This is a genomic window from Nonomuraea sp. KM90 (genome assembly GCF_052246675.1).
Lineage (GTDB): Bacteria > Actinomycetota > Actinomycetes > Streptosporangiales > Streptosporangiaceae > Nonomuraea.
In genome coordinates, this window is sequence record NZ_JBQQCB010000004.1 from 105,504 (window position 1) to 130,749 (window position 25,246).

General features: G+C 70.6%; 21 protein-coding genes. 11 read left to right on the plus strand and 10 right to left on the minus strand.

Annotation, left to right across the window (positions count from 1 at the left end):
• Window positions 1-2: 2 nt before the first annotated feature.
• On the plus strand, window positions 3-974 hold the full coding sequence (locus ACTWPW_RS06775) for a ketopantoate reductase family protein (protein WP_443168207.1): 972 nt from the start codon (window positions 3-5) through the stop codon (window positions 972-974).
• Here ACTWPW_RS06775 and ACTWPW_RS06780 read toward each other — a convergent pair.
• A complete protein-coding gene (locus ACTWPW_RS06780) occupies window positions 940-1,467 on the minus strand; it encodes a DUF6886 family protein (RefSeq protein WP_375117302.1) in 528 nt (175 codons plus the stop codon). The genes ACTWPW_RS06775 and ACTWPW_RS06780 overlap by 35 nt on opposite strands.
• Window positions 1,468-1,541: 74 nt before the next feature.
• Between ACTWPW_RS06780 and ACTWPW_RS06785 the strand changes: the two genes are divergently transcribed.
• Window positions 1,542-1,895, plus strand: coding sequence for a hypothetical protein (locus ACTWPW_RS06785; protein ID WP_364135207.1), 354 nt, complete (start codon window positions 1,542-1,544; stop codon window positions 1,893-1,895).
• Here the strand turns inward: ACTWPW_RS06785 and ACTWPW_RS06790 are convergent.
• Entirely contained in the window at window positions 1,892-2,317 is a 426-nt protein-coding gene (locus ACTWPW_RS06790; RefSeq protein ID WP_364135204.1) for a hypothetical protein, read from the minus strand. The two genes, ACTWPW_RS06785 and ACTWPW_RS06790, sit on opposite strands and share 4 nt — an antisense overlap.
• 62 nt (window positions 2,318-2,379) lie before the next feature.
• Here ACTWPW_RS06790 and ACTWPW_RS06795 point away from each other — a divergent pair, with 62 nt between their 5' ends.
• Window positions 2,380-4,281 carry a sensor histidine kinase gene (locus tag ACTWPW_RS06795; protein WP_443168208.1) on the plus strand — a complete coding sequence of 634 codons (1,902 nt, stop codon included), beginning with the start codon at window positions 2,380-2,382 and terminating at the stop codon, window positions 4,279-4,281.
• A gap of 9 nt (window positions 4,282-4,290) precedes the next feature.
• Here ACTWPW_RS06795 and ACTWPW_RS06800 read toward each other — a convergent pair whose 3' ends face one another.
• Genes ACTWPW_RS06800 through ACTWPW_RS06810 form a run of 3 tightly spaced genes read right to left on the minus strand, consistent with a single transcriptional unit; the run spans window position 4,291 to window position 6,106 of the window.
• Window positions 4,291-5,175 (minus strand): TolB family protein, encoded by an 885-nt coding sequence (locus tag ACTWPW_RS06800; protein ID WP_443168209.1) that lies wholly within the window; start codon window positions 5,173-5,175, stop codon window positions 4,291-4,293.
• Window positions 5,176-5,200: 25 nt separating this feature from the next.
• Window positions 5,201-5,941, minus strand: coding sequence for an MBL fold metallo-hydrolase (locus tag ACTWPW_RS06805; protein WP_443168210.1), 741 nt, complete (start codon window positions 5,939-5,941; stop codon window positions 5,201-5,203).
• Between the two features lie 24 nt (window positions 5,942-5,965).
• Window positions 5,966-6,106 carry a hypothetical protein gene (locus ACTWPW_RS06810; RefSeq protein ID WP_375117306.1) on the minus strand — a complete coding sequence of 47 codons (141 nt, stop codon included), beginning with the start codon at window positions 6,104-6,106 and terminating at the stop codon, window positions 5,966-5,968.
• A 399-nt stretch (window positions 6,107-6,505) separates the two neighbouring features.
• Between ACTWPW_RS06810 and rho the strand changes: the two genes are divergently transcribed.
• From rho to ACTWPW_RS06825, 3 genes are all read left to right on the plus strand, one after another.
• Window positions 6,506-7,612, plus strand: a complete 1,107-nt coding sequence (gene rho / locus ACTWPW_RS06815) for a transcription termination factor Rho (RefSeq protein WP_375117307.1) — start codon at window positions 6,506-6,508, stop codon at window positions 7,610-7,612.
• A 36-nt stretch (window positions 7,613-7,648) separates the two neighbouring features.
• Complete coding sequence (locus ACTWPW_RS06820; RefSeq protein ID WP_375117308.1) at window positions 7,649-8,689, plus strand: putative RNA methyltransferase; 1,041 nt, start codon at window positions 7,649-7,651, stop codon at window positions 8,687-8,689.
• 144 nt (window positions 8,690-8,833) lie between these two features.
• Window positions 8,834-10,594 (plus strand): S9 family peptidase, encoded by a 1,761-nt coding sequence (locus tag ACTWPW_RS06825; protein WP_375117309.1) that lies wholly within the window; start codon window positions 8,834-8,836, stop codon window positions 10,592-10,594.
• 220 nt (window positions 10,595-10,814) lie between these two features.
• Here ACTWPW_RS06825 and ACTWPW_RS06830 read toward each other — a convergent pair whose 3' ends face one another.
• A complete protein-coding gene (locus tag ACTWPW_RS06830) occupies window positions 10,815-12,005 on the minus strand; it encodes a PP2C family protein-serine/threonine phosphatase (protein WP_364135183.1) in 1,191 nt (396 codons plus the stop codon).
• Window positions 12,006-12,476: 471 nt separating this feature from the next.
• Here ACTWPW_RS06830 and ACTWPW_RS06835 point away from each other — a divergent pair, with 471 nt between their 5' ends.
• Window positions 12,477-16,664: a HAMP domain-containing protein gene (locus ACTWPW_RS06835; protein WP_375117310.1), complete on the plus strand. Its 4,188-nt coding sequence runs from the start codon at window positions 12,477-12,479 to the stop codon at window positions 16,662-16,664.
• A gap of 3 nt (window positions 16,665-16,667) precedes the next feature.
• On the plus strand, window positions 16,668-17,297 hold the full coding sequence (locus tag ACTWPW_RS06840) for a response regulator (protein WP_375117311.1): 630 nt from the start codon (window positions 16,668-16,670) through the stop codon (window positions 17,295-17,297).
• A gap of 135 nt (window positions 17,298-17,432) precedes the next feature.
• Here the strand turns inward: ACTWPW_RS06840 and ACTWPW_RS06845 are convergent, their stop codons facing one another.
• Window positions 17,433-18,680: an NYN domain-containing protein gene (locus tag ACTWPW_RS06845; RefSeq protein ID WP_443168297.1), complete on the minus strand. Its 1,248-nt coding sequence runs from the start codon at window positions 18,678-18,680 to the stop codon at window positions 17,433-17,435.
• Window positions 18,681-18,866: 186 nt separating this feature from the next.
• Window positions 18,867-21,215 carry a sigma-70 family RNA polymerase sigma factor gene (locus ACTWPW_RS06850; protein WP_443168211.1) on the minus strand — a complete coding sequence of 783 codons (2,349 nt, stop codon included), beginning with the start codon at window positions 21,213-21,215 and terminating at the stop codon, window positions 18,867-18,869.
• 97 nt (window positions 21,216-21,312) lie between these two features.
• Between ACTWPW_RS06850 and ACTWPW_RS06855 the strand changes: the two genes are divergently transcribed.
• Window positions 21,313-22,008: a hypothetical protein gene (locus ACTWPW_RS06855; RefSeq protein WP_375117313.1), complete on the plus strand. Its 696-nt coding sequence runs from the start codon at window positions 21,313-21,315 to the stop codon at window positions 22,006-22,008.
• A complete protein-coding gene (pyrE, locus tag ACTWPW_RS06860) occupies window positions 22,005-22,538 on the plus strand; it encodes an orotate phosphoribosyltransferase (protein ID WP_375117314.1) in 534 nt (177 codons plus the stop codon). The genes ACTWPW_RS06855 and pyrE overlap by 4 nt, the downstream gene beginning before the upstream one ends.
• A gap of 71 nt (window positions 22,539-22,609) precedes the next feature.
• On the opposite strand, the gene ACTWPW_RS06865 is transcribed toward pyrE, so the two are convergent.
• Together ACTWPW_RS06865 and ACTWPW_RS06870 are read right to left on the minus strand one after the other, a co-directional pair.
• Window positions 22,610-23,071, minus strand: coding sequence for a hypothetical protein (locus ACTWPW_RS06865; protein WP_375117315.1), 462 nt, complete (start codon window positions 23,069-23,071; stop codon window positions 22,610-22,612).
• A 208-nt stretch (window positions 23,072-23,279) separates the two neighbouring features.
• Window positions 23,280-24,080, minus strand: a complete 801-nt coding sequence (locus ACTWPW_RS06870) for a DedA family protein (protein WP_443168212.1) — start codon at window positions 24,078-24,080, stop codon at window positions 23,280-23,282.
• A gap of 128 nt (window positions 24,081-24,208) precedes the next feature.
• Here ACTWPW_RS06870 and fbaA point away from each other — a divergent pair, with 128 nt between their 5' ends.
• Window positions 24,209-25,231 (plus strand): class II fructose-bisphosphate aldolase, encoded by a 1,023-nt coding sequence (gene fbaA / locus ACTWPW_RS06875; protein ID WP_375117317.1) that lies wholly within the window; start codon window positions 24,209-24,211, stop codon window positions 25,229-25,231.
• Window positions 25,232-25,246 lie beyond the last annotated feature (15 nt).

Here is a 25,246-nt window from a genome sequence, read left to right on the forward strand (position 1 = left end):
CAATGCGCTACATAGTGATCGGGGCAGGAGCAGTCGGGGGGACCATCGGGGCCCGCCTCTTCCAGGGCGGGCACGAGGTCCTCCTCATCGCGAGAGGGGCCCATTACGAGGCCATCAAGCGCGACGGCCTGAGACTGATCACCTCCGAGCTCTCCGAGACCCTGGACATCCCCGCCGCCGACGGCCCCGTGCCCGTGCGCGATGACGACGTGCTCATCCTGGCGACCAAGTCGCAGGACACGATCGCCGCGCTGGCCCCCTGGCCGTCCGACCTGCCCGTGGTGTGCGCCCAGAACGGCGTGGCCAACGAGCGCATGGTCCTGCGGCGGTTCGAGCGCGTCTACGGCATGTGCGTGTGGCTGCCGGCCCAGATCCCGCAGCCGGGCGTCGTGGCCGCGGGCGGATACCCCTACTCCGGGATGTTGCACGTCGGACGTTATCCACAGGGTGTGGACGAGCTGTCCGAGCTGATCGTGACCGACCTCGGCAAGCACGGCCTCGTGGGGCGGAGCGCTCCCGACGTGATGCGCTGGAAATACGGCAAGCTGCTCGGCAACCTGGCCAACGCCGCCGAGGCGCTCGTCGGCCACGTGCCCGGCCTGGCCGACCTGGGCGCGCGGGCCAGGGCCGAGGCCATGACCGTGCTCGACCGGGCCGGCATCGCCTACTCCACCCCCGAGGAAGAGGCCGAGGTACGCGGCCACAGGGTGGACATGCGCCCCATCGAGGGCATCGAGCGCAGCGGCGGGTCGTCCTGGCAGAGCCTGGCCAGGGGCAGCGGCTCGATCGAGGCTGACTACCTCAACGGCGAGATCGTCCTGATCGGCCGCGAGCACGGCGTGCCCACCCCGGTCAACGAGACGCTGCGGCGCGAGGCCAACAGGTCCGCCAGGGAGCAGCTGGCGCCCGGCTCGATGCCGGTGGACACGCTGCTGGCCCTCATCGACGAGCGTTCCGCAGCCGGATCCCGCTGAACTGCATGGTGCTGGACGTCACCTCGTTCCAGAACGGCCACAGGTTGTCCAGCACCCTGAGCTGGATCCCCGCCTCCTCGTGCAGCTCGAACAGGTCGCCCACCGGCTCGGGCGGGCCCAACGGCAGCACGGGGGCCTTGGAGACGACCGCGTGCGGCGGGTCCCCGATGGGCGCGAAGCCGTCGGCGGGCAGCCGATAGGCGTACAGCCGCACGTCCATCAGCGCCTTCAGCCAGCAGTACTCGATGGCGTGCACGCGGTCGCCGCAGCCGGCGCCGACGATCCGGGCCGCGTCCTCCTTGGAGGTGCGCGGCCCGACCCAGGCCATCGCCCGGGGGCAGGCACGCGGGAACCAGTAGTCGGGGCACCGGTCGTAGCCGACCGCCCACACGTACGGCTCGCTCAGCGCCGATGTCACGGCGACGTGCGGCACGAACCGCTCGATCGTCGGGTCCTCGGAGAAGTGCAGGACCTGCCCTGGCTCGGGTCTCATGAACGCCATCATCGCGCATACCCCGTCGATCTCCGGGCAGTGGAATCGCTCTCTTACGACAAGGGGTGAGTTGGATGATCGTACTTGGACTGATCCTGATCCTGCTCGCCGGCGGTGCGTTCTACCTGGTGCTCACCGAGGAGAGCACCAGGTACATCCTGTTCGGATACACCTTCGAGCTCAATCACGTGGAGATGTTCCTCACCGGTGCGGCCGCGGTGGCCGTCCTGCTGCTGGGCGTCTGGCTGATGGGCTCAGGGTCGCGCAGGACCGCCAGGCAGCGCCGCCGGCTGCGCAGTGCGAGGGCGGAGTCCTCCAACCGGGTGGCCCAGCTGGAGGACGAGAAGCGCGACCTGGAGCGGAAGCTGGAGCGCGAGCACGCGTCCGGCGACCGTCTCGTCGCCCGCGGAACGGACGAGCACCACTAGGCAGCGACATCCTGGCGCGAGGGCAGCAGCTTGCCCTCGCGCCAGAGCGCGAATCCGGTGATCACCGCCCCCAGCCCCTCCCAGAGCCCGACTCCGAAGAACTTGCCGGGCGCCGCCCCGGTCAGCACCAGCGTGGTGAAGACCGCGAACGTCACCAGCCGGAACGGCACCGTCCAGCGGAAGAACGGGGTGTAGTCCGCCGAGGCGGCGAACACGTAGTAGACGCCCATGTTCACGGCCGCCATCGAGGAGGCGGCCATATAGACCAGCGTGTAGTCACCGGCGGGCCGCGTGTCGAGCACCTCGAAACCCAGCATGGCCAGGAGGGTGTCGGGCGAGATCAACCCGAGCAGGCCAAGGGCGAAGGCGAGGAAGCCGAAGACCGCGATGGTCCAGCCGGAGAAGGAACGCGGAAGACGCACAGAAATCCTTCCAAAGGGGGGTGTACTCTGCGAGGCGATCTCATCATGCACCCGGAGGTCGCATGCCCCCCACGCGTGGCCGTCCCATCGCACTGAAACTTCTCATCCTCCTGCTCGTCCCGCTGCTGTCCCTGGTGGGCCTGTGGGCGTTCGCGGCGGGCCTGACCGGCGGTGACGGTCTCCGCCTGCTGTCGATCAACGATCTGGCCACGAACCTGGCCACCCCGTCCGAGCAGGTCAACATCGAGCTCCAGAACGAGCGGCTGGTGTCGGTGGAGTTCCTGGTCACCGGGCAGGGCGCGGACGCGATGGCCAAGCAGCGCGGCCGGACCGACCGGGCCGTCAAGACGTTCCGCTCGCTGTCCGGGAACCTGCGCGACCTGTCACCGGAGATGACCGCGCAGCTCAACGCGCTGAACGGCAAGATCGACCAGCTCACCGACGTCCGGCGCGAGGTGGACGGCTCCGTCGTCGCGCCGCTCGACGTCATCGACGGCTACAGCCAGATCGTGGACGCGTCCTTCCGCATGTACGACGCCATGGTCCTGGTGCCCGACATGGCCCTCTACCAGCAGGCCCGGGCGGTGACCATGATGGGCGAGGCCAAGGACGTGCTGTCCAGGGAGCGGGCGCTGATCGCGGTCGTGCTGGCCAAGGGCAGGGTGGAGCCGCGCGAGCGGGAGTCGTTCACGGGGATGGTGGCCACCAGGCGGCTGCTGTTCTCCCAGGCGCTGTCGCACCTGGACGGCGCCCTGCGGGGGCCGTACGAGAGGTTGGCCGCCTCGCCGGTCTACGCGGAGTTCCTGGCGGCCGAGGACGCCATCAGGAGCCAGGCCGCCACCGGCGGGCTGCCCGCGGGCGCGGCGACCTGGCCCATCGACGGCCAGAACCTGTGGGAGGCCGTCGAGCGCGACCAGGCCCTGGCCGTGCAGGGCATCGTGCAGCGGGTGACGCCGACGGCGATCGGCATGCTCATCAAGCTCGGCGTGGCGGGCGGCCTGGGCCTGCTCGCGGTCATCACCTCGATCATGCTCTCGCTGCGCTTCCGCAAGCGTCTGGTGCGGGAGCTGGCCGGGCTGCGCGACGCCGCCACGGAGCTGGCCGAGGTGCGGCTGGCCGGGCTGGTCAAGCGGCTGCGGACGAACACCGAGCCGCCCACGGCCGCCGAGGTGGCGCCGCTGGAGGTCAAGGCGCACACGTCCGAGGTGAGCGACATCGTACGGGCCTTCAACGACGTGCAGTCCACCGCCGTCGAGGCCGCCGTGAGCCAGGCCCGCCTGCGCCACGGCGTCAGCCAGGTCTTCGTGAACCTGGCCAGGCGCAACCAGTCGCTGCTGCACCGGCAGCTGCTCCAGCTCGACAGCATGGAGCGGGCGACGGAGGCGCCGGAGATGCTGGCGGACCTGTTCAAGCTCGACCACCTCACCACCCGCATGCGCAGGCACGCCGAGAGCCTCATCATCCTGTCCGACCAGGCGCCGGGCCGCGGCTGGCGCAACCCGGTGCCCATCCTCGACGTGCTGCGCGCCGCCGTGGCCGAGGTGGAGGAGTACGAGCGGGTGGAGGTGCTCCAGCCGCCTCAGGTCGCGCTGCTGGGCTCGGCGGTCACCGACGTGGCCCACCTGATCGCCGAGCTGGTCGAGAACGCCACCCTCTTCTCCCCGCCCCAGACCAGGGTGGACGTGCGCAGCGCGAGCACGCCGCACGGCGTCCTCGTCGAGGTGGAGGACCGCGGGCTCGGCCTGCCGCGCGTCGAGCTCGACGAGCTGAACGACCGGCTGACGCAGATGCCCGAGTTCGACCTGGCGCAGAGCGAACGGCTCGGGCTGTTCGTGGTCTCCAGGCTCGCGGCCAGGCACGGCATCAAGGTCACCCTGGCGCCCTCGCCGTACGGCGGCCTGACCGCGATGGTCGCCCTGCCCGCCTCCCTCCTGGCCGACCAGCCCGCGCTGGCCGGGAGGTAGCGAGGGCGGCTACGGCAGCACCTGCAGCAGGGCCTGCTTCTTCGCCTTGGCGGGCTCGGCGATGCGCTGGAGCTCCTTGCCCGCGCCGTCGAGCACGACCAGCGTGTTGTGGTCGTCGCCGGCGACGCGCACGACCAGCCGCCCGTCGGCCAGGTAGAGGGCTCCGATCAGCTTGCCCTTGACCGCGAGCGGGCGCTTCTTGCCCGTCACCATGTCCAGGACCACCGGCTTGAAGGCTGTGGGCCAGCTCCCGTCGCCCAGCATGTCGGGGTTGGCGGGGAACTGCACGACGGCGTTGCGCCCGTTCGGGGACAGGCTCTGCACGTGGGTGATCCACTTGACGCCCTTGGCCGGGGCCGCCTTGCCGGTCTTGACGTCGAGCCGGTAGAGGGCGTCGGCCTCGCCGGTGTAGCCCGCCACGTAGCGGCCGTCGGCCGACCAGGCGAGGTGGCACACGCCCTGCGACCTGCCGAGCTTGCGCGGCGCGCCGGTGCCGTCGGCCTTGACGGACATGATCGTGTCGCTGCCCTGCGGGTACGCCACCTGCGTCGAGTCGGCGGACCAGACCGGGGTGAGGCACGGCGTGCCGCCCTGGAGCCCGCTCACGATCGTGGTCGTCTTGCCGCCCTGCCTGACCTGGAGCCGGCCGGTCTGCGTCACCCAGGCCGCCTTCCTGCCGTCGGGGGAGGCGGCGTACTGGGGCATGGTGCCCGTCGTGGCGACGGTGCTCCACTTGCCGCCCTGGTACCGGCTGAGCTGGTTGCCGGTGGAGCCGGCATAGGCGGCGTAGACGGCGGCGCCGGACAGCTCAGGAGCCGCCGGCGCGGCGGACGCGGCCGAGGGGGCCACCAGAACGGCGCCAAATGCGACACCTGCCGCAACACGAATCTTCATGAGAAGACATGTTGCCCGAACCCGCTCACAGACGCAGGAACGGCTCGCTGAAATGAGCGGTCGCGATGATCGCCCGTTCGGCCCTGAGCTCGGCGAGCACCTCGGCCCGGGTGCGCGCGGCGGCCTCCTGGTCGTCGTCGTAGACGTAGCGGATGGCCGGGTCGTCCAGCTGCACGGGGTGCAGGACCAGGTCGCCGGTGACGGCCAGCTCGCCGACCCTGGCGATCTGGTGGCCGGGGGTGTGGCCCGGCGCGAAGTGGACGTGCACGCCCCGCGCGACCTCGGCGTCGCCCTCGACCACATGGAGCTGAGGCTTGATCTTGCTGACGACCTCGTCGAGCATCAGGTCGCGGGCCGCATCCAGCTCTGCCTGCTGGAGCACGTAGCGGGCGTTCTCGAACGCCGGCCTGCCGTCGGCGACGGCGCCCGAGGCGTGGTCGCTGTGCAGGTGGGTGAGGATCACGGTGCCGATCTCGGCGGGCGCGACGCCCGCGGCGGCCAGCTCACCGGCCAGCGTGCCCGGAACCGGCGCCCAGCTCGACGCCGGCGAGTCCGCGGCGCCGATGCCCGTGTCGACCAGGGTCAGCCGGCCGGCGCCGTCGCGGAGCAGATAGCAGTGGAAGTGCAGGACCCACGGCTCGTCCCGGAGCCCGGAGCCGACGAACATCTCCGCCGGCGGGCGGCGGATCGACGCTCCCATGGAGCCCACGGCGTCGCAGAGTGGTGTCACCTCGACGCCGGACACGGTCATAGATCTGTGGGGCACCCGGCAAGACTAGGGCCGCCGGTCCTAGGCCGCGACGGGCTGGCGCGGGACGTACTCGTTCTCGAGGTCGGCGGCGAAGACGGCGCGGCGGCAGTGCGCGCACCTGTACATGATCGGGCCTTCGTCGAGCTCGTGGTGACACTGCGGGCAGTGGTTGGTCTTCATGGTGCTCCCCCAAGGAGTCTTCCTGTTGGTCCCAATGGAACCCTCACCGAGTTGCAGGGACCCTGCATGTCACTTGACACGATGACGCTGCGCCGATGGGGGTTCAGTGCTGTTCGGTACACCGGGCGCGGTAATTTTCCTCGCAGTACGGTGCCGAGAAGAACATTGTCACGCACCTACCCCACGTTCGCGGGTCAAGACACGAGAACCGCCCGGGAATAGCCCAAGAGGGCTAGGTGTTTCATGGACTGGATGGTGTGGTATCTTCCCACCAAGCGTTGAGCTCCAGCTCCGCTGATCATCACCGCAGCCCAGCCCCCTTCGCGAGGGCCCGGCTTCCTTTTCATCATCACGCCCGGCTCCTCGGGGCCCGGCGCGTTTCCCTCAAGGGGCTCCATCATGTCTGTGCAAACCATTCCTGAACAGCGTTCGTCTGTCTCGATCCGCCACGTCAGTGGCCTTCTGGACATCAACGACAAATCCGTGTTCATCCGTGCGGGACACCTGCCCGCTCCGGGAGACGTCCGTCTTCCCCCCGAAAAAGTACGGCAGTACGACCTGCGCCCCGGCGACCATGTCGTCGCGTCGCTCGCCGGGAACAGGCTCGTCGACGTCGAGTCGGTCAACGGCGCCACCGAGTGGCGCGGCCGGCCCCGGTTCGCCGAGCTCACGCCGATTCACCCGACCGAGCGGCTCAACGTCGAGACCGAGTCGCTCAGCACGCGCGTCATCGACCTTTTCGCGCCCATCGGCAAGGGGCAGCGCGGCCTCATCGTGGCGCCGCCCAAGGCCGGCAAGACCATGGTCCTGCAGGCGCTGGCCGCCGGGATCGCCCGCAACCACCCCGAGGCGCACCTGATGGTGGTCCTGGTGGGCGAGCGGCCCGAGGAGGTCACCGACATGCGCGCCACCATTCCGGGCGAGATGTTCTACTCGACCTTCGACCACCCGGACCGCGACCACGCCGCCGTCGCCGAGTTGGCCATCGAGCGGGCCAAGCGCCTCGTGGAGGCGGGCCGGGACGTGGTGCTGCTGCTCGACTCGCTGACCCGGCTGGGGCGCGCGTACAACAACCTGGCGCCCAGCGGCGGACGGGTGCTCACGGGCGGCATCGACGCCCGCGCCCTCTACCCGCCGAAGCGCTTCTTCGGCGCCGCCAGGAACGTGGAGGGCGGCGGCTCGCTCACCATCATCGCCACCGCGCTCGTGGACACGGGCTCGCGGATGGACAACAGCCTCTACGAGGAGTTCAAGGGCACCGGGAACATGGAGCTGCACCTGACCCGCGAGCTGGCCGAGCGGCGGCTGTTCCCGGCGGTGGACCTGGACGCCTCGGGCACGCGGCGCGAGGAGATCCTGCTGCACGAGGCGGAGCGGCAGGTGGTCTGGCGGCTGCGTCGCTCGCTGACGACCCTGGAGAAGCAGAAGGGCCTGGAGGTCCTCGTGGACAGGCTCCGCTCCACCTCCTCCAACGCCGCCTTCCTGCTCGAGGCCAGCGCCGCCTGACCCATCCGCTCCCCGCCTGCCGCGAGAATGGGCCGCATGCTGGCCGACATCGTCGAATACCTCATCTGTCCCGTCTGCCGAGCCGACCTGCGGCTCGACGAGAGCGCCGTGCGCTGCGCCGCCGGGCACACCTTCGATGTCGCCAAGCAGGGATACGTGAGCCTGCTCGTCGGATCCAGGCCCCCGGGCACCGCCGACAGCCCCGCCATGGTGGCCGCCAGGGCCGCCTTCCTCGACGAGGGGCACTACGCCCCGCTCGCCGGCGCGGTCGCGGAAGCAGTGCGGACGCATGCGACAGGTGAGAACGTTCCAGGAAAACGTGAGTCCTCTACCGAAACGAATGACGGCACGGAGTTGAGGGCGTACCGTGGGGCGGGAGTGGAGGCCGGTTACGGCACGGGGCCAGGAGGTTCCGAGCGGGAGCCGGACATCGTCGAGGATCGTCGCGCGGAGGGCAGGGCCGCGCCGGTGATCGTCGACGCAGGCGCGGGCACCGGGCACTACCTGGCGGCCGCGCTCGACGCGGTCAACGATGGCATCGGGATGGCGTTCGATGTGTCGAAGCACGCTGTACGCCGGGCGGCGCGGGTGCATCCCAGGGCAGGGGCGTTCGTGGCCGACGTGTGGCGTCCGCTACCGATCAGGAGCGGGGTGGCCGATGTGGTGATCGACGTGTTCGCGCCCAGGAACGGGCCCGAGTTCAGGCGGATCCTGCGGCCCGGCGGGGTCGCGGTGGTCGTCACCCCCGCACCTGAGCACCTCAGCCCGCTGGTCGAGGAGCTGGGCCTCCTCTCCGTGGACGAGGAGAAGGAGCGCAGGGTGGCACGCAGCCTGGAGGGGTTCACGGAGACCGGGCGGCGCTCGATCGAGTTCGAGATGGAGCTGGGGCATGGTGACATCGCCCAGGTTGTCGGGATGGGCCCGAGTGCATGGCATAACGACGCGACCACGCTCGATGAGCGAATTGCGGCATTTGTCGCCCGGAACGTCGCAAAAGGACAGCGAAAAGTAGTAACGCGCGCAGCGTTTCACCTGTCTATCTTCGAGCCGGCGCCCCGATCAAGACCCGTTACTTGACGGACATGAGCGACCGGTGTTACTGATGGGGCATTTAGTCCGAAATTCCCCCACATTCTCGCAGTATTTCCCCGGAACAGGCGCAATACTGGACGGCATCCCACGCCCGGCGGCGCGGGACATCAAAGGGAGGGGGCGCACCGGATGAAGGCGGAGGAACGCTGGCAGGCCAGGTTCCGGGCGTCGCGCATGACGCTGCCGTCCTGGGCGCGCCAGGCACCGAACCGCTCCATCTACCGCTCCAACGCCACCGGAACGTGGGAGGTCTACGCCTGGGACCGCGTGGCCGGCTCCATCCGCCAGGTCACCGACCGCCCCAAGGGCACCGCGTACGCCTCCATCGACCCCACCGGCCAGTGGATCTACTGGTTCGCCGACACCGACGGGGACGAGTTCGGCGAGTGGTGGCGCCAGCCGTTCACCGGCGGGCCCGACGAGCCGGTCGCGCCCGACCTGCGGCCGGGCCAGACCGGCGGCATCGCGCTGTCCACCACCGGCGTCGCGGCGATCAGCCTGGCCAGGGACGGCGCGTTCCGCATCCACCTGGTACGCGAGGGCGAGCGGGCCGAAACGCTGTACGAGCACACGGAGGCCGCCTGGCTGGCCGGGATGTCCCTCGACGGCTCCCTAATCGCGATAAATCATGGTGAGTACGGCGACTTCCGGCACCCGGCCCTCCGCGTCGTCCGCCAGGACGGCCGCACGGTGGGCGAGCTCCACGACGGCCCGTCCAAGGGCGTCGTCGGCCTCAGCTTCGCCCCCGTCGTCGGCGACCGCCGCCTGCTGGCCCTGCACGAGCGCCGCCAGCGCCACGAGCCCCTCGTCTGGGACCCGGTCACCGGCGAGCAGCGCGAGATCTGGCTGCGCGACGCCGGCGACCTGGCGGCCGAGTGGTACGACGACGGCCGCGGCCTGCTCATCATGCGCGACGACCGCGCCCGCAGCTACCTGCACCGCTACGACCTCGCCGGCGGCGGCCTGACCCTCATCGACACCCCGCACGGCGTGATCGAGGAGGCCGCTCCCCGGCCCGGCGGCCACGTCGAGTACTCCTGGTCGAGCGCCTCGCGCCCGCCGGTCATCCGGTCGAGCACCGGCCAGGTCGTGGTCAACCCCGGAGGCCCGCCGGCTCCGCCGAGCGTGCCCGTGGAGGACATCGACGTCGAGGGCGAGGGCGGACGCATCCACGCGCTGGTCTCCAAGCCCGAGGTGGGCACCGCCCCCTTCCCCACCGCCTTCCTGCTGCACGGCGGCCCGACGTCACACGACCGCGACGCGTTCTCCCCGGAGGTCGCGGCCTGGGTGGACGCGGGGTTCGCGGTGGTGCGGGTCAACTACCGGGGCTCGACCGGCTACGGCTCGGCCTGGCGCGACGCGCTGCGCGGCGACGTGGGGCACATCGAGCTGGCCGACGTGGCGGCCGTCCGGCAGTGGGTGGTCGACCACGGCATCGCCGACCCGTCCAGGACCGTGCTGGCGGGCTCGGCGTGGGGCGGCTATCTCACGCTGCTCGGCCTCGGCACCCAGCCGGACCTGTGGGCGTGCGGCATCGCCGCGGTGCCGATCGCCTGCCACCAGACCTCGTACGAGGACGAGGCGGAGAGCCTGCGCGCCTTCCACCGCGCCCTGCTCGGCGGCTCGCCCGACGAGCAGCCCGAACGGTACGCGGCCAGCTCCCCCATCACCTACGTCGACCAGGTCAAGAGCCCGCTGCTGATCCTCGCGGGCGAGAACGACCTGCGCTGCCCGCTGCGCCAGATCGAGAAATACGTGGCCAAGCTGGCCGAGCACGGCCGCGAGCACGAGGTCTACAACTACGACGCCTTCCCCGGCTCCCTCGTGGTCTCGGAGCGGATCGCGCAGACGGCGCTGCAGCTGGAGTTCGCCCGCAAGCATGTCGAGTGATGTCTGACACTCTGTAAGAATCTTCCTGACAGGCGCCCTTGAACGTCGGCCCGCTCGCCTGTCAACATCACGCCCACCCGCAATCAGCTGGAGGGGCGCACGTTTGAGCAGCAACGACGGGCGGCCCGGCCCAGCGGGCGCGCAGACCCACGACCGCCGGCCTGTCAACGCTCGGCCGACAGGTGCGCAGCACCACGACCGCCCGGTTGACAGCGCTCGGCTAGCGGGCGCGCAGGACCACGATCGCCAGGTCGTCGGCGCTCGGCTCAGAGGCGAACTCCGCCGCGCCCCTGCGGATGCGCTCCGCCACGGCGCGCGCCGACAGCCCCGCGCACTCGGCCAGCAGCTTGGCCAGGCCGCCGTCGTCGTCCAGCAGCCGCCCGCCGGAGCGCCGCTCGGTCACCCCGTCGGTCACGGCCAGCAGCACGTCGCCGTGCTCCAGGTGGACGGTGTCGGCCTCGAACAGGACCTCGTGGAAGACCCCGAGCAGCGACTGCGGCGTGGTCACCGCCTCGACCTTGCCGCTCGGCTTGAGCCGCAGCGCCTCCGGATGGCCGGCCGACACCAGGCGCACCTCCAGCCCGCTCTCGACGGGCGTGATGTCGCCGTGCAGCAGCGTGAGGAACCTCGCCCGCTCGCCCTCCTCCAGGATCGCCTGGTTGAGCCGCCCGAGCACCGCCGCCACGCCGTAGCCCTCCCGAGCCAGCAGCCGCAGCGTGTGGCGGGCCAGGCCGGTCACGGCGGCGGCCTCGGGGCCGGTGCCGCAGACGTCGCCGATGGCGAACCGCCACGAGTCGTCGCCCGCCTTGAACAGGTCGTAGAAGTCGCCGCCGACCTCGTTGGCCTCGCCCGCGGGCTCGTAGATGACGCCGTAGTCGAGCCCGGGGACCTCGGGCTCGTTGGGCGGGAGCAGGCTGCGCTGGAGCGCCCGGTTGGCGGCGGCCTGCTGGGCGTAGAGGCGGGCGTTGTCCATGGCCAGCGCGGCTCGCCGGCCGATGTCCTCGGCGAACTGGATGACCTCGTCGGGGAAGCGGTCGGGCCGGCCCAGGCACATCATGCCGAGGCTGCGGCCGCGCGCCATCAGCGGCACGGCGAGCACCTGCGACTCGGGCAAATGGATCATGGAGGTGACCCGGGTGTCGGCGGCACTGATGTCCATGTCCGTGAGCTGCTCGCGCAGCCCGTCGATCCTGGCCTCGTCGGCGTGCCAGAGATAGACCAGCCGCAGCGGGCCGGAGTTGTCGGAGGTGTAGACGGCGCACCAGCTCGACAGCCTGGGCACCACGACCTGGGCGATGATCGCCGGGACCATGTCGGGGTCTAGCGTGCCCGCCAGCAGGTCGCTGGCGTCAGCCAGGAACCCCAGCCAATGTGGCCCTCTGCTGCTCTCCTCCAGCCATTCGGCCGCCACCCGGTCCGCCGAGCCAGGTAGCGTGAGCCTTGCCCAATGGACACGGGAATCGCCCGCAAAGGTGACTCCCCACTCCTCGACGTTGACGGAAGGAGCTTTTGGATCACCCTGGGAAAGGTTTCGTTGCCGCAACTCCACCTGGACTGCGTCCCCGAAATGCTTCCAAATCACCTCAAACGGCTCGTCAGCGACCTGCTCTGCCAGATCTCCAGCGACCTGTTCGGCAGTATGGAGCACGCCACCGGTGGCCCACGCGGTCATCACCTCACGCGTGAACCTCATCGCAGCCGTCACAGCGGTCTCGCCCGGCGCGAAGGTCGCAGCGAGCACCGCATGGGGAGAAGCAGTCATCCCAACGTGCCTACCACACTTCCCGCTGACTTGGGGTAAATCCAAGGACAGGACTACGAGCTACTCATCGTGACAGACTTGAATCACTCGCCGGAGCCAGCAGCGAGTGAAGGAGGCCCCATGACCACGGCCAAGGCCGCGCCAAGCCCGGAGGAGAGGACTTACACCGAGTCGGATCTCGTGCCCATCCTGGAGACTCTCTTCTCTTGGCGTGACGGCGACTTCCGGCGTCGGGTCCCTCATGCGCCTCCTGGCATCCTCAGCGAGGTGCGGCTGCTGCTCAACGAAGTGGCCGATCGTCGCGAGCACCTCGCCAACGAGCTGGTGCGCGTACGTAAAGAAGTCGTCAAGGAAGGCCGCTTCGGTGAGCGGCTGACGCCCGGACCGGGTGTCGGCGCCTGGGCGGAGAGCGTCGAGTCGGTCAACATGCTGATCGACGCCCTGGTGAGCCCGGTGAGTGGCGCGGCCGACGTCATCGACGCGGTGGCCAAGGGCGACCTGTCGCGGCGCATCGACCTCGACCGCTCGGCGCGCGGCGAGGTGCGGCGCCTGGGCAAGGCCATCAACGGCATGGTGGACCAGCTCGCCCTGTTCAACTCGGAGGTCACCAGGGTGGCCCGCGAGGCGGGCACCGAGGGCCGGCTGGGCGGCAGCGCCAACCTGCGCGGCATGTCGGGCAGCTGGCGCGACCTGACCGAGGCCGTCAACACGATGTCCTCCCGCGTGGCGGCGCAGGTGCGCGACATCGCCGTGGTGACCACCGCGGTGGCCAAGGGCGACCTGAGCCGCAAGGTGACCGTCGACGCCGTGGGCGAGATGTTCGAGCTGAAGAACACCGTCAACACGATGGTCGACCAGCTCTCCGGCTTCGCCGAAGAGGTGACCCGGGTCGCCCGCGAGGTGGGCACCGAGGGCCAGCTGGGCGGCCAGGCGCAGGTCACCGGCGTGTCGGGGGTCTGGAAGGACCTCACCGACAACGTCAACTTCATGGCCAACAACCTGACCTCGCAGGTGCGCAGCATCGCGACCGTGGCGACGGCGGTGGCGCAGGGCAACCTGTCGAAGAAGATCACCGTTGACGCGCAGGGCGAGATCCTGCAGCTCAAGGACACCCTCAACACGATGGTCGACCAGCTGTCGTCGTTCGCCGACGAGGTCACCCGCGTGGCCCGCGAGGTGGGCACCGAGGGCAAGCTGGGCGGGCGCGCCGAGGTGAAGGGCGTGTCGGGCGTCTGGAAGGACCTCACCGACAACGTCAACTCCATGGCCAACAACCTGACCTACCAGGTCCGCAACATCGCCCAGGTGACCACCGCGGTCGCCAACGGCGACCTCACCCGCAAGATCGACGTGGACGCCCAGGGCGAGATCCTCGAGCTCAAGTCGACCATGAACACGATGGTGGAGCAGCTGTCGTCGTTCGCCTCCGAGGTGACCCGGGTCGCCCGAGAGGTCGGCACCGAAGGTCAGCTGGGCGGTCAGGCGCAGGTGCGCGGCGTGTCCGGGGTCTGGAAGGACCTGACGGACAACGTCAACTCCATGGCCAACAACCTCACCTCGCAGGTGCGCCAGATCGCGGCCGTGTCGTCCGCGGTGGCGCAGGGCAACCTGTCGAAGAAGATCACCGTTGACGCGCAGGGCGAGATCCTGCAGCTCAAGGACACGCTGAACACGATGGTGGACCAGCTGTCGTCGTTCGCCGACGAGGTCACCCGCGTGGCCCGCGAGGTCGGCACGCAGGGGCAGCTCGGCGGCCAGGCCAGGGTGAAGGGCGTGTCGGGCGTCTGGAAGGACCTCACCGACAACGTCAACTCCATGGCCAACAACCTGACCTACCAGGTGCGCAACATCGCCGAGGTGACCACCGCGGTCGCCAACGGCGACCTCACCCGCAAGATCGACGTGGACGCCCAGGGCGAGATCCTGGCGCTCAAGACCACCGTCAACCGGATGGTCGACCAGCTCTCGTCGTTCGCCTCCGAGGTGACCCGAGTCGCCCGCGAGGTGGGCTCGGAGGGCCAGCTCGGCGGCCAGGCCCGGGTCGAGGGCGTCGAGGGCACGTGGAAGCGGCTCACCGAGAGCGTCAACGAGCTGGCGGGCAGCCTCACCACCCAGATCCGCGCGATCGCGACCGTGACCAGCGCCGTGGCGCGCGGCGACCTGACCCGCTCGATCGCCGTCGAGGCGCAGGGCGAGCTGGCGGAGCTGAAGGACAACATCAATTCGATGGTGGCCAACCTCCGCGAGACCACGCAGGCCAACCAGGAGCAGGACTGGCTCAAGTCCAACCTGGCCCGCATCTCCCGGCTCATGCAGGGCCACCGCGACCTGCTCGAGGTGGCCAAGCTGACGATGAGCGAGCTGACGCCGCTGGTGTCGGCCCGCTACGGCGCCTTCTACAGCATCGACCCCGAGGGCGACCACGAGCTGATCCTGATCGGCGGTTACGGCGTGCGGCCCGACCGTGGCCCGCGCCAGCGCTTCGGGATCGGCGAGGGCATCGTCGGCCAGGCGGCGGCCGAGGGCCGGCACATCGTCCTGGACGACGTGCCGCCGCAGTTCATCACCATCGACAGCGGGCTCAGCCGGTCCACGCCGGCGCAGATCGTGGTGCTGCCGATCCTGTTCGAGAACCGCGTGCTCGGCGTGCTGGAGCTGGCCTCGTTCACGCCGTTCGGGGAGGTGCACCTCGACTTCCTGACGCAGCTCGTCGAGACCATCGGCGTCACGATGAACACGATCATCGCCAACTCCCGCACCGAGGACCTGCTGACCGAGTCGCAGCGGCTCACCCGCGAGCTGCAGGAGCGCTCCGACGAGCTGCAGCGCCAGCAGGAGGAGCTGCGCAGGTCCAACGCCGAACTGGAGGACAAGGCGGCGCTGCTGGCCAAGCAGAACCGCGCGATCGAGATCCAGAACTTCCAGATCGAGCAGGCCCGCCGCACGCTGGAGGAGCGGGCGGAGCAGCTCGCGGTGTCCTCGCGCTACAAGTCCGAGTTCCTGGCGAACATGTCGCACGAGCTCCGCACGCCGCTCAACAGCCTGCTCGTGCTGGCCAAGCTGCTGACCGAGAACGCCGAGGGCAACCTGACCTCGCAGCAGGTCGAGTTCGCCCGTACGATCCACAGCGCCGGCTCGGCGCTGCTCCAGCTCATCAACGACATGCTCGACCTGTCGAAGGTCGAGGCGGGCCGGATGGACATCCACCCGATCCAGGTGTCGCTGCCGAAGATGGTCGACCTGCTGGAGGCCGCCTTCGCGCCGCTGGCGCAGGACAAGGGCCTGTCGTTCACCGCGGACGTCGAGCCCGACGTGCCGCACGAGCTGCGCGCCGACGAGCAGCGCCTGCAACAGGTGCTGCGCAACCTGCTGTCCAACGCGGTGAAGTTCACCCCGCGCGGGGAGGTCAAGCTGCGCGTCTCGACGGCGCCGGCCGGGGTCGACTTCGACGACGACACGCTGCACGACGCCGACGACCTGCTGGCCTTCCAGGTGATCGACACCGGCATCGGCATCGCGCCCGACAAGCGGGACGTCATCTTCGAGGCGTTCAGGCAGGCCGACGGCACCACGAGCCGGAAATACGGCGGCACGGGCCTGGGCCTGGCGATCTGCCGGGACATCGCCCGGCTGCTCGGCGGCGAGATCCACGTGGACAGCGAGCTGGGCAAGGGCAGCACGTTCACGCTCTACCTGCCGGCCTCCTACACCGGTCCGCTGGCCGCGACCGACGGCGGGGCGGCCTCGCGGCGGCAGCTCATGACGCCGCCGTCCGAGGAGCCGTCCGGCCCGGCGTCCGAGCCGCCGCTGCCGCTCGACCTGCCGATGCCCGAGCTGGTCGAGCCGCCGGTCGAGACGCCCAGCCAGTGGCAGGGCGACGATCCGCTGAACGGTGCGAAGATCCTCATCGTCGACGACGACATCCGCAACGTGTTCGCACTGACCAGCGTCCTGGAGCGACACGGTTCCACAGTCGTCTACGCTGAAAACGGCCGGGAGGGGATCGAGCAGCTCGAACGGAACGAGGACGTCGCGCTCGTGCTGATGGACATCATGATGCCGGAGATGGACGGCTGGGCCACGACCTCGGCCATCCGCCGCATGCCCCAGTTCGCCGACCTGCCGATCATCGCGCTGACCGCCAAGGTCATGCGCGGCGATCGCGAGAAGAGCATCGCCTCGGGCGCGTCCGACTACGTGCCCAAGCCGGTCGACGTGGACCGCCTGCTCGAACGGCTGCGCGGCTGGCTCAGCCGCGGGCGCGGCGCCGCGTCCGACGCATCAGCCTCCTCAGCCGAAGGGTCGTGATCGATGCCGGATCGTGCCAAGATCCTCCTCGTTGATGACCGCGAGGAGAACCTGATCGCTCTCGAAGCGATCCTCAGCTCGCTGGACCTGGTGCCGGTGCGCGCCAGGTCGGGCGAGGAAGCGCTCAAAGCGCTGCTCAACACGGAGTTCGCACTGATCCTGCTGGACGTGCGGATGCCGGGAATGGACGGGTTCGAGACCGCTGCGCACATCAAGCGGCGGGAGCGCACCAGGAACATCCCGATCATCTTCCTGACCGTGGTCGACAGCGCTCCCGACTACGCCTTCCGCGGCTACGCGGCGGGCGCGGTGGACTACCTCACCAAGCCGTTCGACCCGTGGGTGCTGCGGGCGAAGGTGTCGGTGTTCACCGAGCTGTACAACATGAACAAGCGCCTGGCCGAGCAGGCGTCGATGCTCCGCGACCGCCTCAGCGGCGAGCTGCCGCCGGGGACGGGTGACCACGCGTCGGTGCTGCCGGAGCTGTCGCGGCGGCTGACGGCGGTGGAGGACGAGCTGGCCCGGGTCAGAGAGCTGGCCCGCAAGTCGCAGGACCCGGCGCTGACCGTGCCGCTGACCGATCTGACCGATCGCCTGAACCATCTGCGCGCCGGATTCGACGCGCTCTCCTGAGGTCTGACGCCGCACCCCCGGGACGTACGCATGGCCCCGGGGGTTTCTCGTGGCACGGTGAACCGCCGGGGTGGCATGGGGGGAAGGCGAGCGAGAGGCTCAGAGGGTGGTGCGCTTGGGGGGAACGGTGTGGCGTCAGTGGCGGGCGCGTTCCAAAGCGTCCCAGAAGCCGCGCCGCAGCGCGTGGCGTACTTCGTCGTGCAGCAGGAAGTCGATCGGCAGGGACGACCCCTGCAGCAGCCGCGCCTCCAGGTCCGACGGCATGCGCGGCTTGCGGGCGAGCACCGCCTCCAGCCACAGCGCGGGCGCGTCGCGCGCCACAGACTCCCCGAAGTCGTGTCCCTCGCGGTGGGCGGCCTTGACGGCGTCGGCCAGCGTGGTGGCCCCGGCCGTCGCGGCCGAGGGCGGGCTGACGGGGGCGGGCTGCGGGCCGGTGTACGGGCCGAGCTGCGACGGCTGGTAGCTCCCGCTGGACGGTGAGGCGAACTGGCCGGTGCTGGGGCTGGACGACTGGGGCTGCGCCTGGATGGGCCCGGTGACCGGGGCCGCGGGCGGCGGCTGCTCCGGCTGGTAGTTGCTGTACGTCGGCAGCACCGGCGGCGTCGAGGACTGGCCGCGCCCGGAGGACGACCCGTTGGACGAGGGCCCGTTGATCGACGGCTGGCTGTTCAGCGAGGAGGAGCCGGCCGCGTGGCTGCCCGTGGACGACGGCGTCTGCGGGAGCGACGAGGAGGGCAGGGACGGCGATGAGGACGGAGGCAGGCTCGTCGGCTGTGCGGGCGGCAGCGAGTGGGTGGACTGCCCGTTGCTGATCGGCTGGTGGTGCCCGTTGGACGACTCGGTGATTCCGGTCACCACGCTGACGTACGGGCGCAGGTGGACCGCGCCCAGCTCCACGAGGTCGTCGCACTCCTGCCGCAGCGACCGCGAGACGGCCCAGCCGCCGTCGGCCGCGATGTGGATGACGCTCACCCTGATGCCGAGGTCCTGCGCGTCGCACACGACCTGCGCCAGGTCCTCGTCGCCGCTGACCACCACCGCGTCGCAGATGGCGTTGTTGCGGGCGAGGGTCATGAGGTCACGGTGGACCTGGGCGTCGACGCCTTCGCGCCGGCCCGGCCGGATGCGTGACAGCCTGAGCTTGAGACCCGGTATGTCGGCCAGTGCGTCGTGCTCCGGTGTGCGGCGGCCCTCCACGGTCGCCTCGTACCAGTAGCACCGCAACAGCGGCAGGCCGGTGCGCTCGCGCGACAGGCTGGTCATCAACTGGAGCAGCCCTGGGTAGTCCCAGGAAACCGCTTCGCGATGACGCGTGCCGTGCACGGCCATCGCTCCATCAGCCAGCAGATAGCCAGCGTCCACGAACAGCGCACAGCGATCCACTGACACCGCCCCTTTCCTGGTGGTCCGACCTTGCTGGCTCTGCACCGTCAGAGACCGGACTCGGCGGCCCTCTCTCAGGGTAATGAAAGCAGGTGATCGCGCGAGGGTTAATCCCGACGATTCGACACCCGCTCACCGTCTGGCCAGACCATTTAGGCAGACCGTACCAGTTTGTCCCGTTCGCGGTCACGATCGCGCCCGCACACTCAGCGCGGCGACTCCGAACAGGACCACGTCCTTGTCCGTGACGATCGTCAGCCCGGGATCCACCCCGAGCTCAGCGCTGACCGTATCGACGTCCGTACCGAACGTCATCTCCGCCACGCCGCCCGACGACCCGTCGAAGACGTTCGAGGAGTCGCGGTCGCCGCCGCCCGGCGTGAGCGGGCCGGACCCGAGCGAGACCTTGTCACCCTTCAGGTCGGCGTCCCCCTCCCACGTGACCAGCTCGACCCTGGCCGGCGAGGCGGCCGGGCTCAGCCCGCCCAGCGGGATGCGCACCCGCCGCGACTCGCCGCCGACCACGGTCGCCGTGTCGAGCACCACGGCCTGGCTGTACGGCTCCGACGGATCGGTGACGATCAGCACCAGGCTCCAGCCCGCGTGCCGCGAGACCCCCTCCAGCATCGGCGCGTCGGCCGCCCACCAGGTGCCGTTGGCGCGCACGTTGCCGACCAGCTCGCTCACGTCGGCGAACGCCTGGTAGACGGGGCCGAGCGGGAGCTCGCGGGTCGTCACCTCGCTCGGCCGGACCGTCAGGTATTTGCGCCGCCCCGGCGGCCTGATCTTGATCGGCCCCGTAGCGTCCTCGCCCGTGGCCGACCAGTAGAGCCCCGCCCACACGACCTCGCCCCCCTTCGGCAGGGTCAGCTCGGCCCCGCTGGAGGACTCGGTGTCGGGCCGGTCGTCCCGGTCGAGCGCGGTCATCGGCCACAGGTCGTTGTCGCGCTGCCCGCTCTGGCGCCGCCTGGCCTCCGGGCAGCCCGCGCGCTCCTCGGGGCAGCTCAGCAGCGTGTTGCCGATCGCCCTGACGGCCACCTTCCCGTCGGTGGCGAACCTGGCCGGCGCGCCGCTCGCGCGTACCCCGTCCTCGGCCCGGGCCTGGACCCGCAGCGAGCCGGCCGCGATGCGGACGGCGGGCCCGGGGCCCTCCGGCGCCTCGTCGGCCACGAGCACCCGCAGGAACACCGTCGTGCCCTGCCCCGCCGCCAGCGGCGACCTGGCGCACCTGGCGCCGCCCGCCGACGGGCGGCACGCCCAGCCGTCCACCGTGCCCACGGGGCCGTGGAGCGCGGCGGCCCGGCCGCGCCGCGCCTGGGGGACGAGGGTGACGCCCGGCGGCAGGTCCACGTGCGCCGCCAGCTCCTCGCTGGGCCCCTCGCCGTAGTTGCGCAGGCGGATGCCGATGATGCCGGGCTGGGCGCGTACGAGGGCGCCGAGGGGGTCGATCGTGGCCCGCAGCCGGGCCTTGCCCGGCTGCTCCTTCCTGACCGGCGGCGGCACCCGGGCCGGCACCTCGCTCGGCAGCGGGACCGGCACCGGCACCGGCGCCACCGACGCGGGCGGCTGCGCCACCTGCCTGACCTCGGGCTGCTTCCTGATCGGCTGCTTGTCGGAGGCCAGCAGCAGCGCGGCCGCCACGACCACCGCGACCGCCGTCGTGCCACCGGCCACGGCCACCTGCTGCTGCCTGGGCGCCCGCCGAAGCCGGCCGAACAGGCGCAGCAGCCCGCCCGCGCCACCCCCGCCCGCGACCGCCTTGGCCAGCGCCGCCGCGTAGCCGCCGAACAGCGGCCCGGCGATCAGCGGCCCGACCATGACGCGCAGCCCGCGGTTGACGTCGGTCAGCTCCAGCAGGACCCCGTGGCACTCCTCGCAGCCGCTCACATGGTCGTCGACCACCTTGGAGTCGCGCCTGGCCAGCCCGCCCCGCACGTAGGCGCCCATCTTCCCCAGCACGGGACGGCAATCGTGCTGCGGCGGGGCGCCCAGGTGCATCTGCAGGTACGCCTGCCGCAGCCCCTCCCTCGCCCGGTACGCCAGCGCGGCCACCCCGTTGGCCGACAGCCCCAGCAGCGGCGCCACCTCGGCCGGCCGGACCCGCTCCACCTCGGTGTGCCAGAGCACCGCCCGCCAGCGCTCGGGCAGCGACAGGTAGGCCCTGGCGATCAGCGACCGCTCCAGCCCGACGAGCGCGGGATCGATGAAGGGCACCCCCGGGTCGTACTGCTCGATCTCTCCCGTCGTCACCTGGCGGCTCTCGACCCTGGAGCGGTCGTAGACCGTGCGCCGCACCACGGTGAGCAGGTAGGTGCGGAAGCCGGACTCCGGCCCGCCGCCCCTGCCCACCAGGTCGAGGATCTTCGTGAACGACTCCGCGACCACGTCCTCGACCTCGGCGCCCCTGACGAGCTGCCGGGCCAGCGCGCGGGCCGCCGCCACGTGGCGCTCGTAGAGCTCCCCGTAGGCAGCGGCATTGCCCTCTCTGACCGCCTGCAGCAGATCAGCATCGCTTTGCGGCGATTCGACACCCATAGTGACCTCACGATTACGCGGGGTTGCCCCGCGCAATCATTCCGCATTCCCCGTCATGACTAAACCGCGCCCGCGTCTTTACTCCGGGAGGCATTCGATGGAGCAGGACGTACTGTCGCGGTGGCGCGGCAGGAGCATGGCGACGGGCTGGTCGCTCGCCGACGACTGGTGGACGCCCGAGGCGGAGGTCGTGATCAAGGCCGTGTGCGGCGGCTGCGACGTGTCGCAGGCGTGCTGGGGTCTGGGTGCCGCGCGGGCAGGCGCGGGCGTGGGCGTCGCCGAGGGTCTGAACGACCTGGCGGCGCTCTTCTCGGTGTCGGGGGCGGGTGAGCCGCCGTTCACCGCGGTGCGCTCGTTCGCGGCGGGGTGGGCGGAGCGGAGCTTCGCGCCGATCGGGGAGCTGCACTGCGAGGATCCGCTGACGGGGCTGGTCAGCCTGGCGTACCTGCGTACGCGGCTGGCGCAGCTCTACCGGGGCTCGCCCGCCGGGACGTGCCTGGTGGTGGCCGAGCCGTCGGAGCGGGTGGAGGAGCTGGCCGAGCGGCTGGCGGCGGCGCTCAATCTGGCCACGGCGCTGCGGGCGGCGTTCCCTGGGGACGAGACGCTGGCGCTGCTGGGGCCGCTCCGGGTGGGGGCGGTGACGGATCGGGACGAGCTGCTGGCGGAGAGGGTGGCGCGGCTCCGGGCCTCGAAGATCCTGTACGGGCGGCGGCCCCGGGTCCGGGTGCGGCCTCTGCCGAAGGCGTACGGGCAGGCCCTCGCCCTGATCAGGACCCTAAGCTTGGACCCATGACGGATCGCGACAACCTTCTGGCCGAGATCAAGAACAAGGCCCTGGTGCACGGCAAGGTCATCCTCTCCTCGGGCAAGGAGGCCGACTTCTACCTCGACCTGCGGCGGATCACGCTCGACGGCGTGGCCGCGCCGCTCGTCGGCAGCGTGATGCTCGACCTGACGGCCGACCTCGACTACGAGGCGGTGGGCGGGCTCACGCTGGGGGCCGATCCGGTGGCCGCCGCGATGCTGCACGTGGCGGCGGCGCGCGGGCGGGCGCTGGACGCGTTCGTGGTGCGCAAGGCGCAGAAGGCTCATGGCATGCAGCGGCGGATCGAGGGGCCCGAGGTGAAGGGGCGGCGGGTGCTGGCCGTCGAGGACACCTCCACGACGGGCTCCTCACCGCTGACGGCCGTGGAGGCGCTGCGGGAGGCGGGGGCCGAGGTGGTGGCCGTGGCGACGATCGTGGACCGGGGGGCCAGGGAGCGGATCACGGGTGAGGGGCTGGAATACCGGTCGGCGTACACGCTGGGGGACCTGGGGCTCTGACCTGCCGGGCCGCGCTCCGGAGGGTCTTCGCGGGGCAGGGCGAGCCGCGCGACGGACGCCCGTGTCCGGGCTCAGCCGGGGTCGCGGACGGTGAAGGCTTCGCGGGCGCCCTGTTCGCCCTGGTCGCGCGGCTTGCCGTTCTCCGTGACGCGGACCGTGCCCGCGTCACTGAGCACGACGTCCAGCTCCGGCTCGAAGTAGCTCACCTCCTCGCCCTTGCTCATCTCGCGATACTGCAGCACGTCTCCGCCCGGTACGCGGACCGTGACGAGGGGGCAGGTCTCGGCGAGGCACTCGATGCGTACGGTCGGCACCTTGCCGGTGGCGTCCGAGGCCGTCGAGGGGCCGGCAGAGGGGCCGGCCGAGGAGTCCGTGGCGGGGGCGGAGGCGGGCTCGCGCTCGGGCGCCGCCGCGCCGAGCGAGCCGATCAGCGCGCGACCGCCGATGACCAGCAGCGTCACCACGGCCCCCGCCGCCAGGACGGCGAGCGCTAATCGGGCGATGCCCATCGGATCTGACCTGTGGCGTCCCACAGGGGGCAGCGTACCCGGTGGTGATCCGCCGTCGCTGTCAGTGCGCGCAGGTCGGTGCGCCCAGTTAGTGAGTCCAGCTGGCGAGTTCAATCAGTGAGCCCAGTTGGCGCGCGCGGTCGGTCGTCGTCGGCTGGGCGCCGACGGCCCTTCCGCGCGCGGTGACAGTGCTCGGCGGCGGTCCGGGGACCGTTGCCCGCGGGCGCGTCGTTCAGTGCCGGATGTCCGGCGAACCTCTGTCGGTGGGCGCCGGCCAGCCGGCCTGGCCGTCGGGGGGCGCCGGCCAGTCGGACTGGCTGTCACTGGGCGCCGGCCAGCCGGCCTGGACGCGGTGGTGCTTGCCGTTGGGCTCCGGCAGCTGCTTGGCGGCGCGGCGGTGCTTGACGGCCTCGACGATGATCGGGATCAGCGAGATGAACACGATCACGAAGACGCCCGGCAGGATGTACTTGTCGATCTGCTTGGGGTCGACCTGGCCGCCGAGGAAGTGGCCGAGCAGGATGAGGCCCTCGACCCAGACGATGCCGCCGACGACGTTCCACAGGAAGAAACGCTTGGGGCTCATCTCCAGCACGCCGGCGACTGGATTCATGAACGTACGGACGATCGGCACGAACCTGGCCAGAATCACCGCCTTGGCGGGACCGAACTTCTCGAAGAACTCCTCGGCCCTGAGCACGTGTTCCCTCTTGAACAACCGCGAATCCGGTTTGTCGAAGAGTTTGCGACCGAATCTCGCCCCGAGGAAATGCCCGAGTTGGGCACCGGCGATCGCGCACAGCGGCGTGCCGATCAGCAGGACGGGGAGCGAGAGCGGGGCGATGCCCATTCCCGCGGCCACCGACGCCGAGCTGAAAATCCCCGCGGCCACCAGCAGTGAGTCACCGGGCAAGAAGAACCCGAGCAGCAGACCCGTTTCGGCGAAGATGATCGCGAGAACGCCGATGGTGGCGAAAGCGCCGAGAATCGTGAGCCACCACGTCGGGTCGAGGAGATTCCAAAGCCAGTCCACGCGCAGAGCCTACCCGTAGCGGGCATGCTCGACATGACCATCAAGCACGCGTTGTCTCTACCACAGCGGGTAGTGAGCCGGGATACTGGGCCCTGGCGCGAAGCCGTAACTTCTCAGGGAGATGAATCATGCCTATTGCGACTCCAGAGGTCTACGCTGAGATGCTCGACCGGGCGAAGGCCGGCGGATTCGCCTACCCGGCGATCAACGTGACGTCCTCGCAGACGCTGAACGCCGCCCTGCGCGGCTTCGCCGAGGCCGAGAGCGACGGCATCGTGCAGGTCTCCACCGGCGGTGCCGAGTTCCTCTCGGGCGCCACGGTCAAGGACATGGTCACGGGCGCGACGGCGCTGGCCGAGTACGCGAGGGTGGTGGCCGCCAAATATCCGGTCACGATCGCGCTGCACACCGACCACTGCCCGAAGGACAAGCTCGACGGCTTCATGCGGCCGTTGATCGACATCTCCCTGGAGCGGGTCGCCAAGGGCCTCGACCCGCTCTTCCAGTCGCACATGTGGGACGGCTCGGCCGTACCGCTCGAGGAGAACCTGGAGATCGCCAAGGAGCTCATCGAGAAGTGCGCCAGGGCGCGGATCATCATGGAGATGGAGATCGGCGTGGTCGGCGGCGAGGAGGACGGCGTCGTCGGCGAGATCAACGAGAAGCTCTACACGACCGCCGAGGACGCGCTGGCCACGGCCGAGGCCGTGGGCATCGGCGACAAGGGCCGCTACATGCTGGCCGCCACGTTCGGCAACGTGCACGGCGTCTACAAGCCGGGTCACGTGAAGCTGCGGCCGAGCGTGCTGAAGGAGATCCAGGACGCGGTGGGCGCCAAGTACGGCAGGGACAAGCCGTTCGACCTGGTCTTCCACGGCGGCTCCGGCTCGCTGCTCGACGAGATCCACGAGGCCATCTCCTACGGCGTCGTCAAGATGAACGTCGACACCGACACCCAGTACGCCTTCACCCGCCCGATCGCGGAGCACATGTTCAAGAACTACGACGGCGTGCTCAAGGTGGACGGCGACGTGGGCAACAAGAAGACCTACGACCCGCGCTCCTACGGCAAGGCCGCGGAGGCCGGGATGGCCGCCCGCGTCGTGGAGGCGTGCCAGAGCCTCAAGAGCGCTGGGACGAAGATCTCCTAGCCACTTCGGCGGCTC

What these genes read in the sequence shown, in the direction of transcription:
- ACTWPW_RS06775 (WP_443168207.1), top strand. Translation starts at nt 3, where the DNA reads ATGCGCTACATAGTGATCGGGGCAGGAGCAGTCGGGGGGACCATCGGG.
- ACTWPW_RS06780 (WP_375117302.1), bottom strand. Translation starts at nt 1,467, where the DNA reads ATGAGACCCGAGCCAGGGCAGGTCCTGCACTTCTCCGAGGACCCGACG.
- ACTWPW_RS06785 (WP_364135207.1), top strand. Translation starts at nt 1,542, where the DNA reads ATGATCGTACTTGGACTGATCCTGATCCTGCTCGCCGGCGGTGCGTTC.
- ACTWPW_RS06795 (WP_443168208.1), top strand. Translation starts at nt 2,380, where the DNA reads ATGCCCCCCACGCGTGGCCGTCCCATCGCACTGAAACTTCTCATCCTC.
- ACTWPW_RS06800 (WP_443168209.1), bottom strand. Translation starts at nt 5,175, where the DNA reads ATGAAGATTCGTGTTGCGGCAGGTGTCGCATTTGGCGCCGTTCTGGTG.
- ACTWPW_RS06810 (WP_375117306.1), bottom strand. Translation starts at nt 6,106, where the DNA reads ATGAAGACCAACCACTGCCCGCAGTGTCACCACGAGCTCGACGAAGGC.
- rho (WP_375117307.1), top strand. Translation starts at nt 6,506, where the DNA reads ATGTCTGTGCAAACCATTCCTGAACAGCGTTCGTCTGTCTCGATCCGC.
- ACTWPW_RS06820 (WP_375117308.1), top strand. Translation starts at nt 7,649, where the DNA reads ATGCTGGCCGACATCGTCGAATACCTCATCTGTCCCGTCTGCCGAGCC.
- ACTWPW_RS06825 (WP_375117309.1), top strand. Translation starts at nt 8,834, where the DNA reads ATGAAGGCGGAGGAACGCTGGCAGGCCAGGTTCCGGGCGTCGCGCATG.
- ACTWPW_RS06835 (WP_375117310.1), top strand. Translation starts at nt 12,477, where the DNA reads ATGACCACGGCCAAGGCCGCGCCAAGCCCGGAGGAGAGGACTTACACC.
- ACTWPW_RS06840 (WP_375117311.1), top strand. Translation starts at nt 16,668, where the DNA reads ATGCCGGATCGTGCCAAGATCCTCCTCGTTGATGACCGCGAGGAGAAC.
- ACTWPW_RS06850 (WP_443168211.1), bottom strand. Translation starts at nt 21,215, where the DNA reads ATGGGTGTCGAATCGCCGCAAAGCGATGCTGATCTGCTGCAGGCGGTC.
- ACTWPW_RS06855 (WP_375117313.1), top strand. Translation starts at nt 21,313, where the DNA reads ATGGAGCAGGACGTACTGTCGCGGTGGCGCGGCAGGAGCATGGCGACG.
- pyrE (WP_375117314.1), top strand. Translation starts at nt 22,005, where the DNA reads ATGACGGATCGCGACAACCTTCTGGCCGAGATCAAGAACAAGGCCCTG.
- fbaA (WP_375117317.1), top strand. Translation starts at nt 24,209, where the DNA reads ATGCCTATTGCGACTCCAGAGGTCTACGCTGAGATGCTCGACCGGGCG.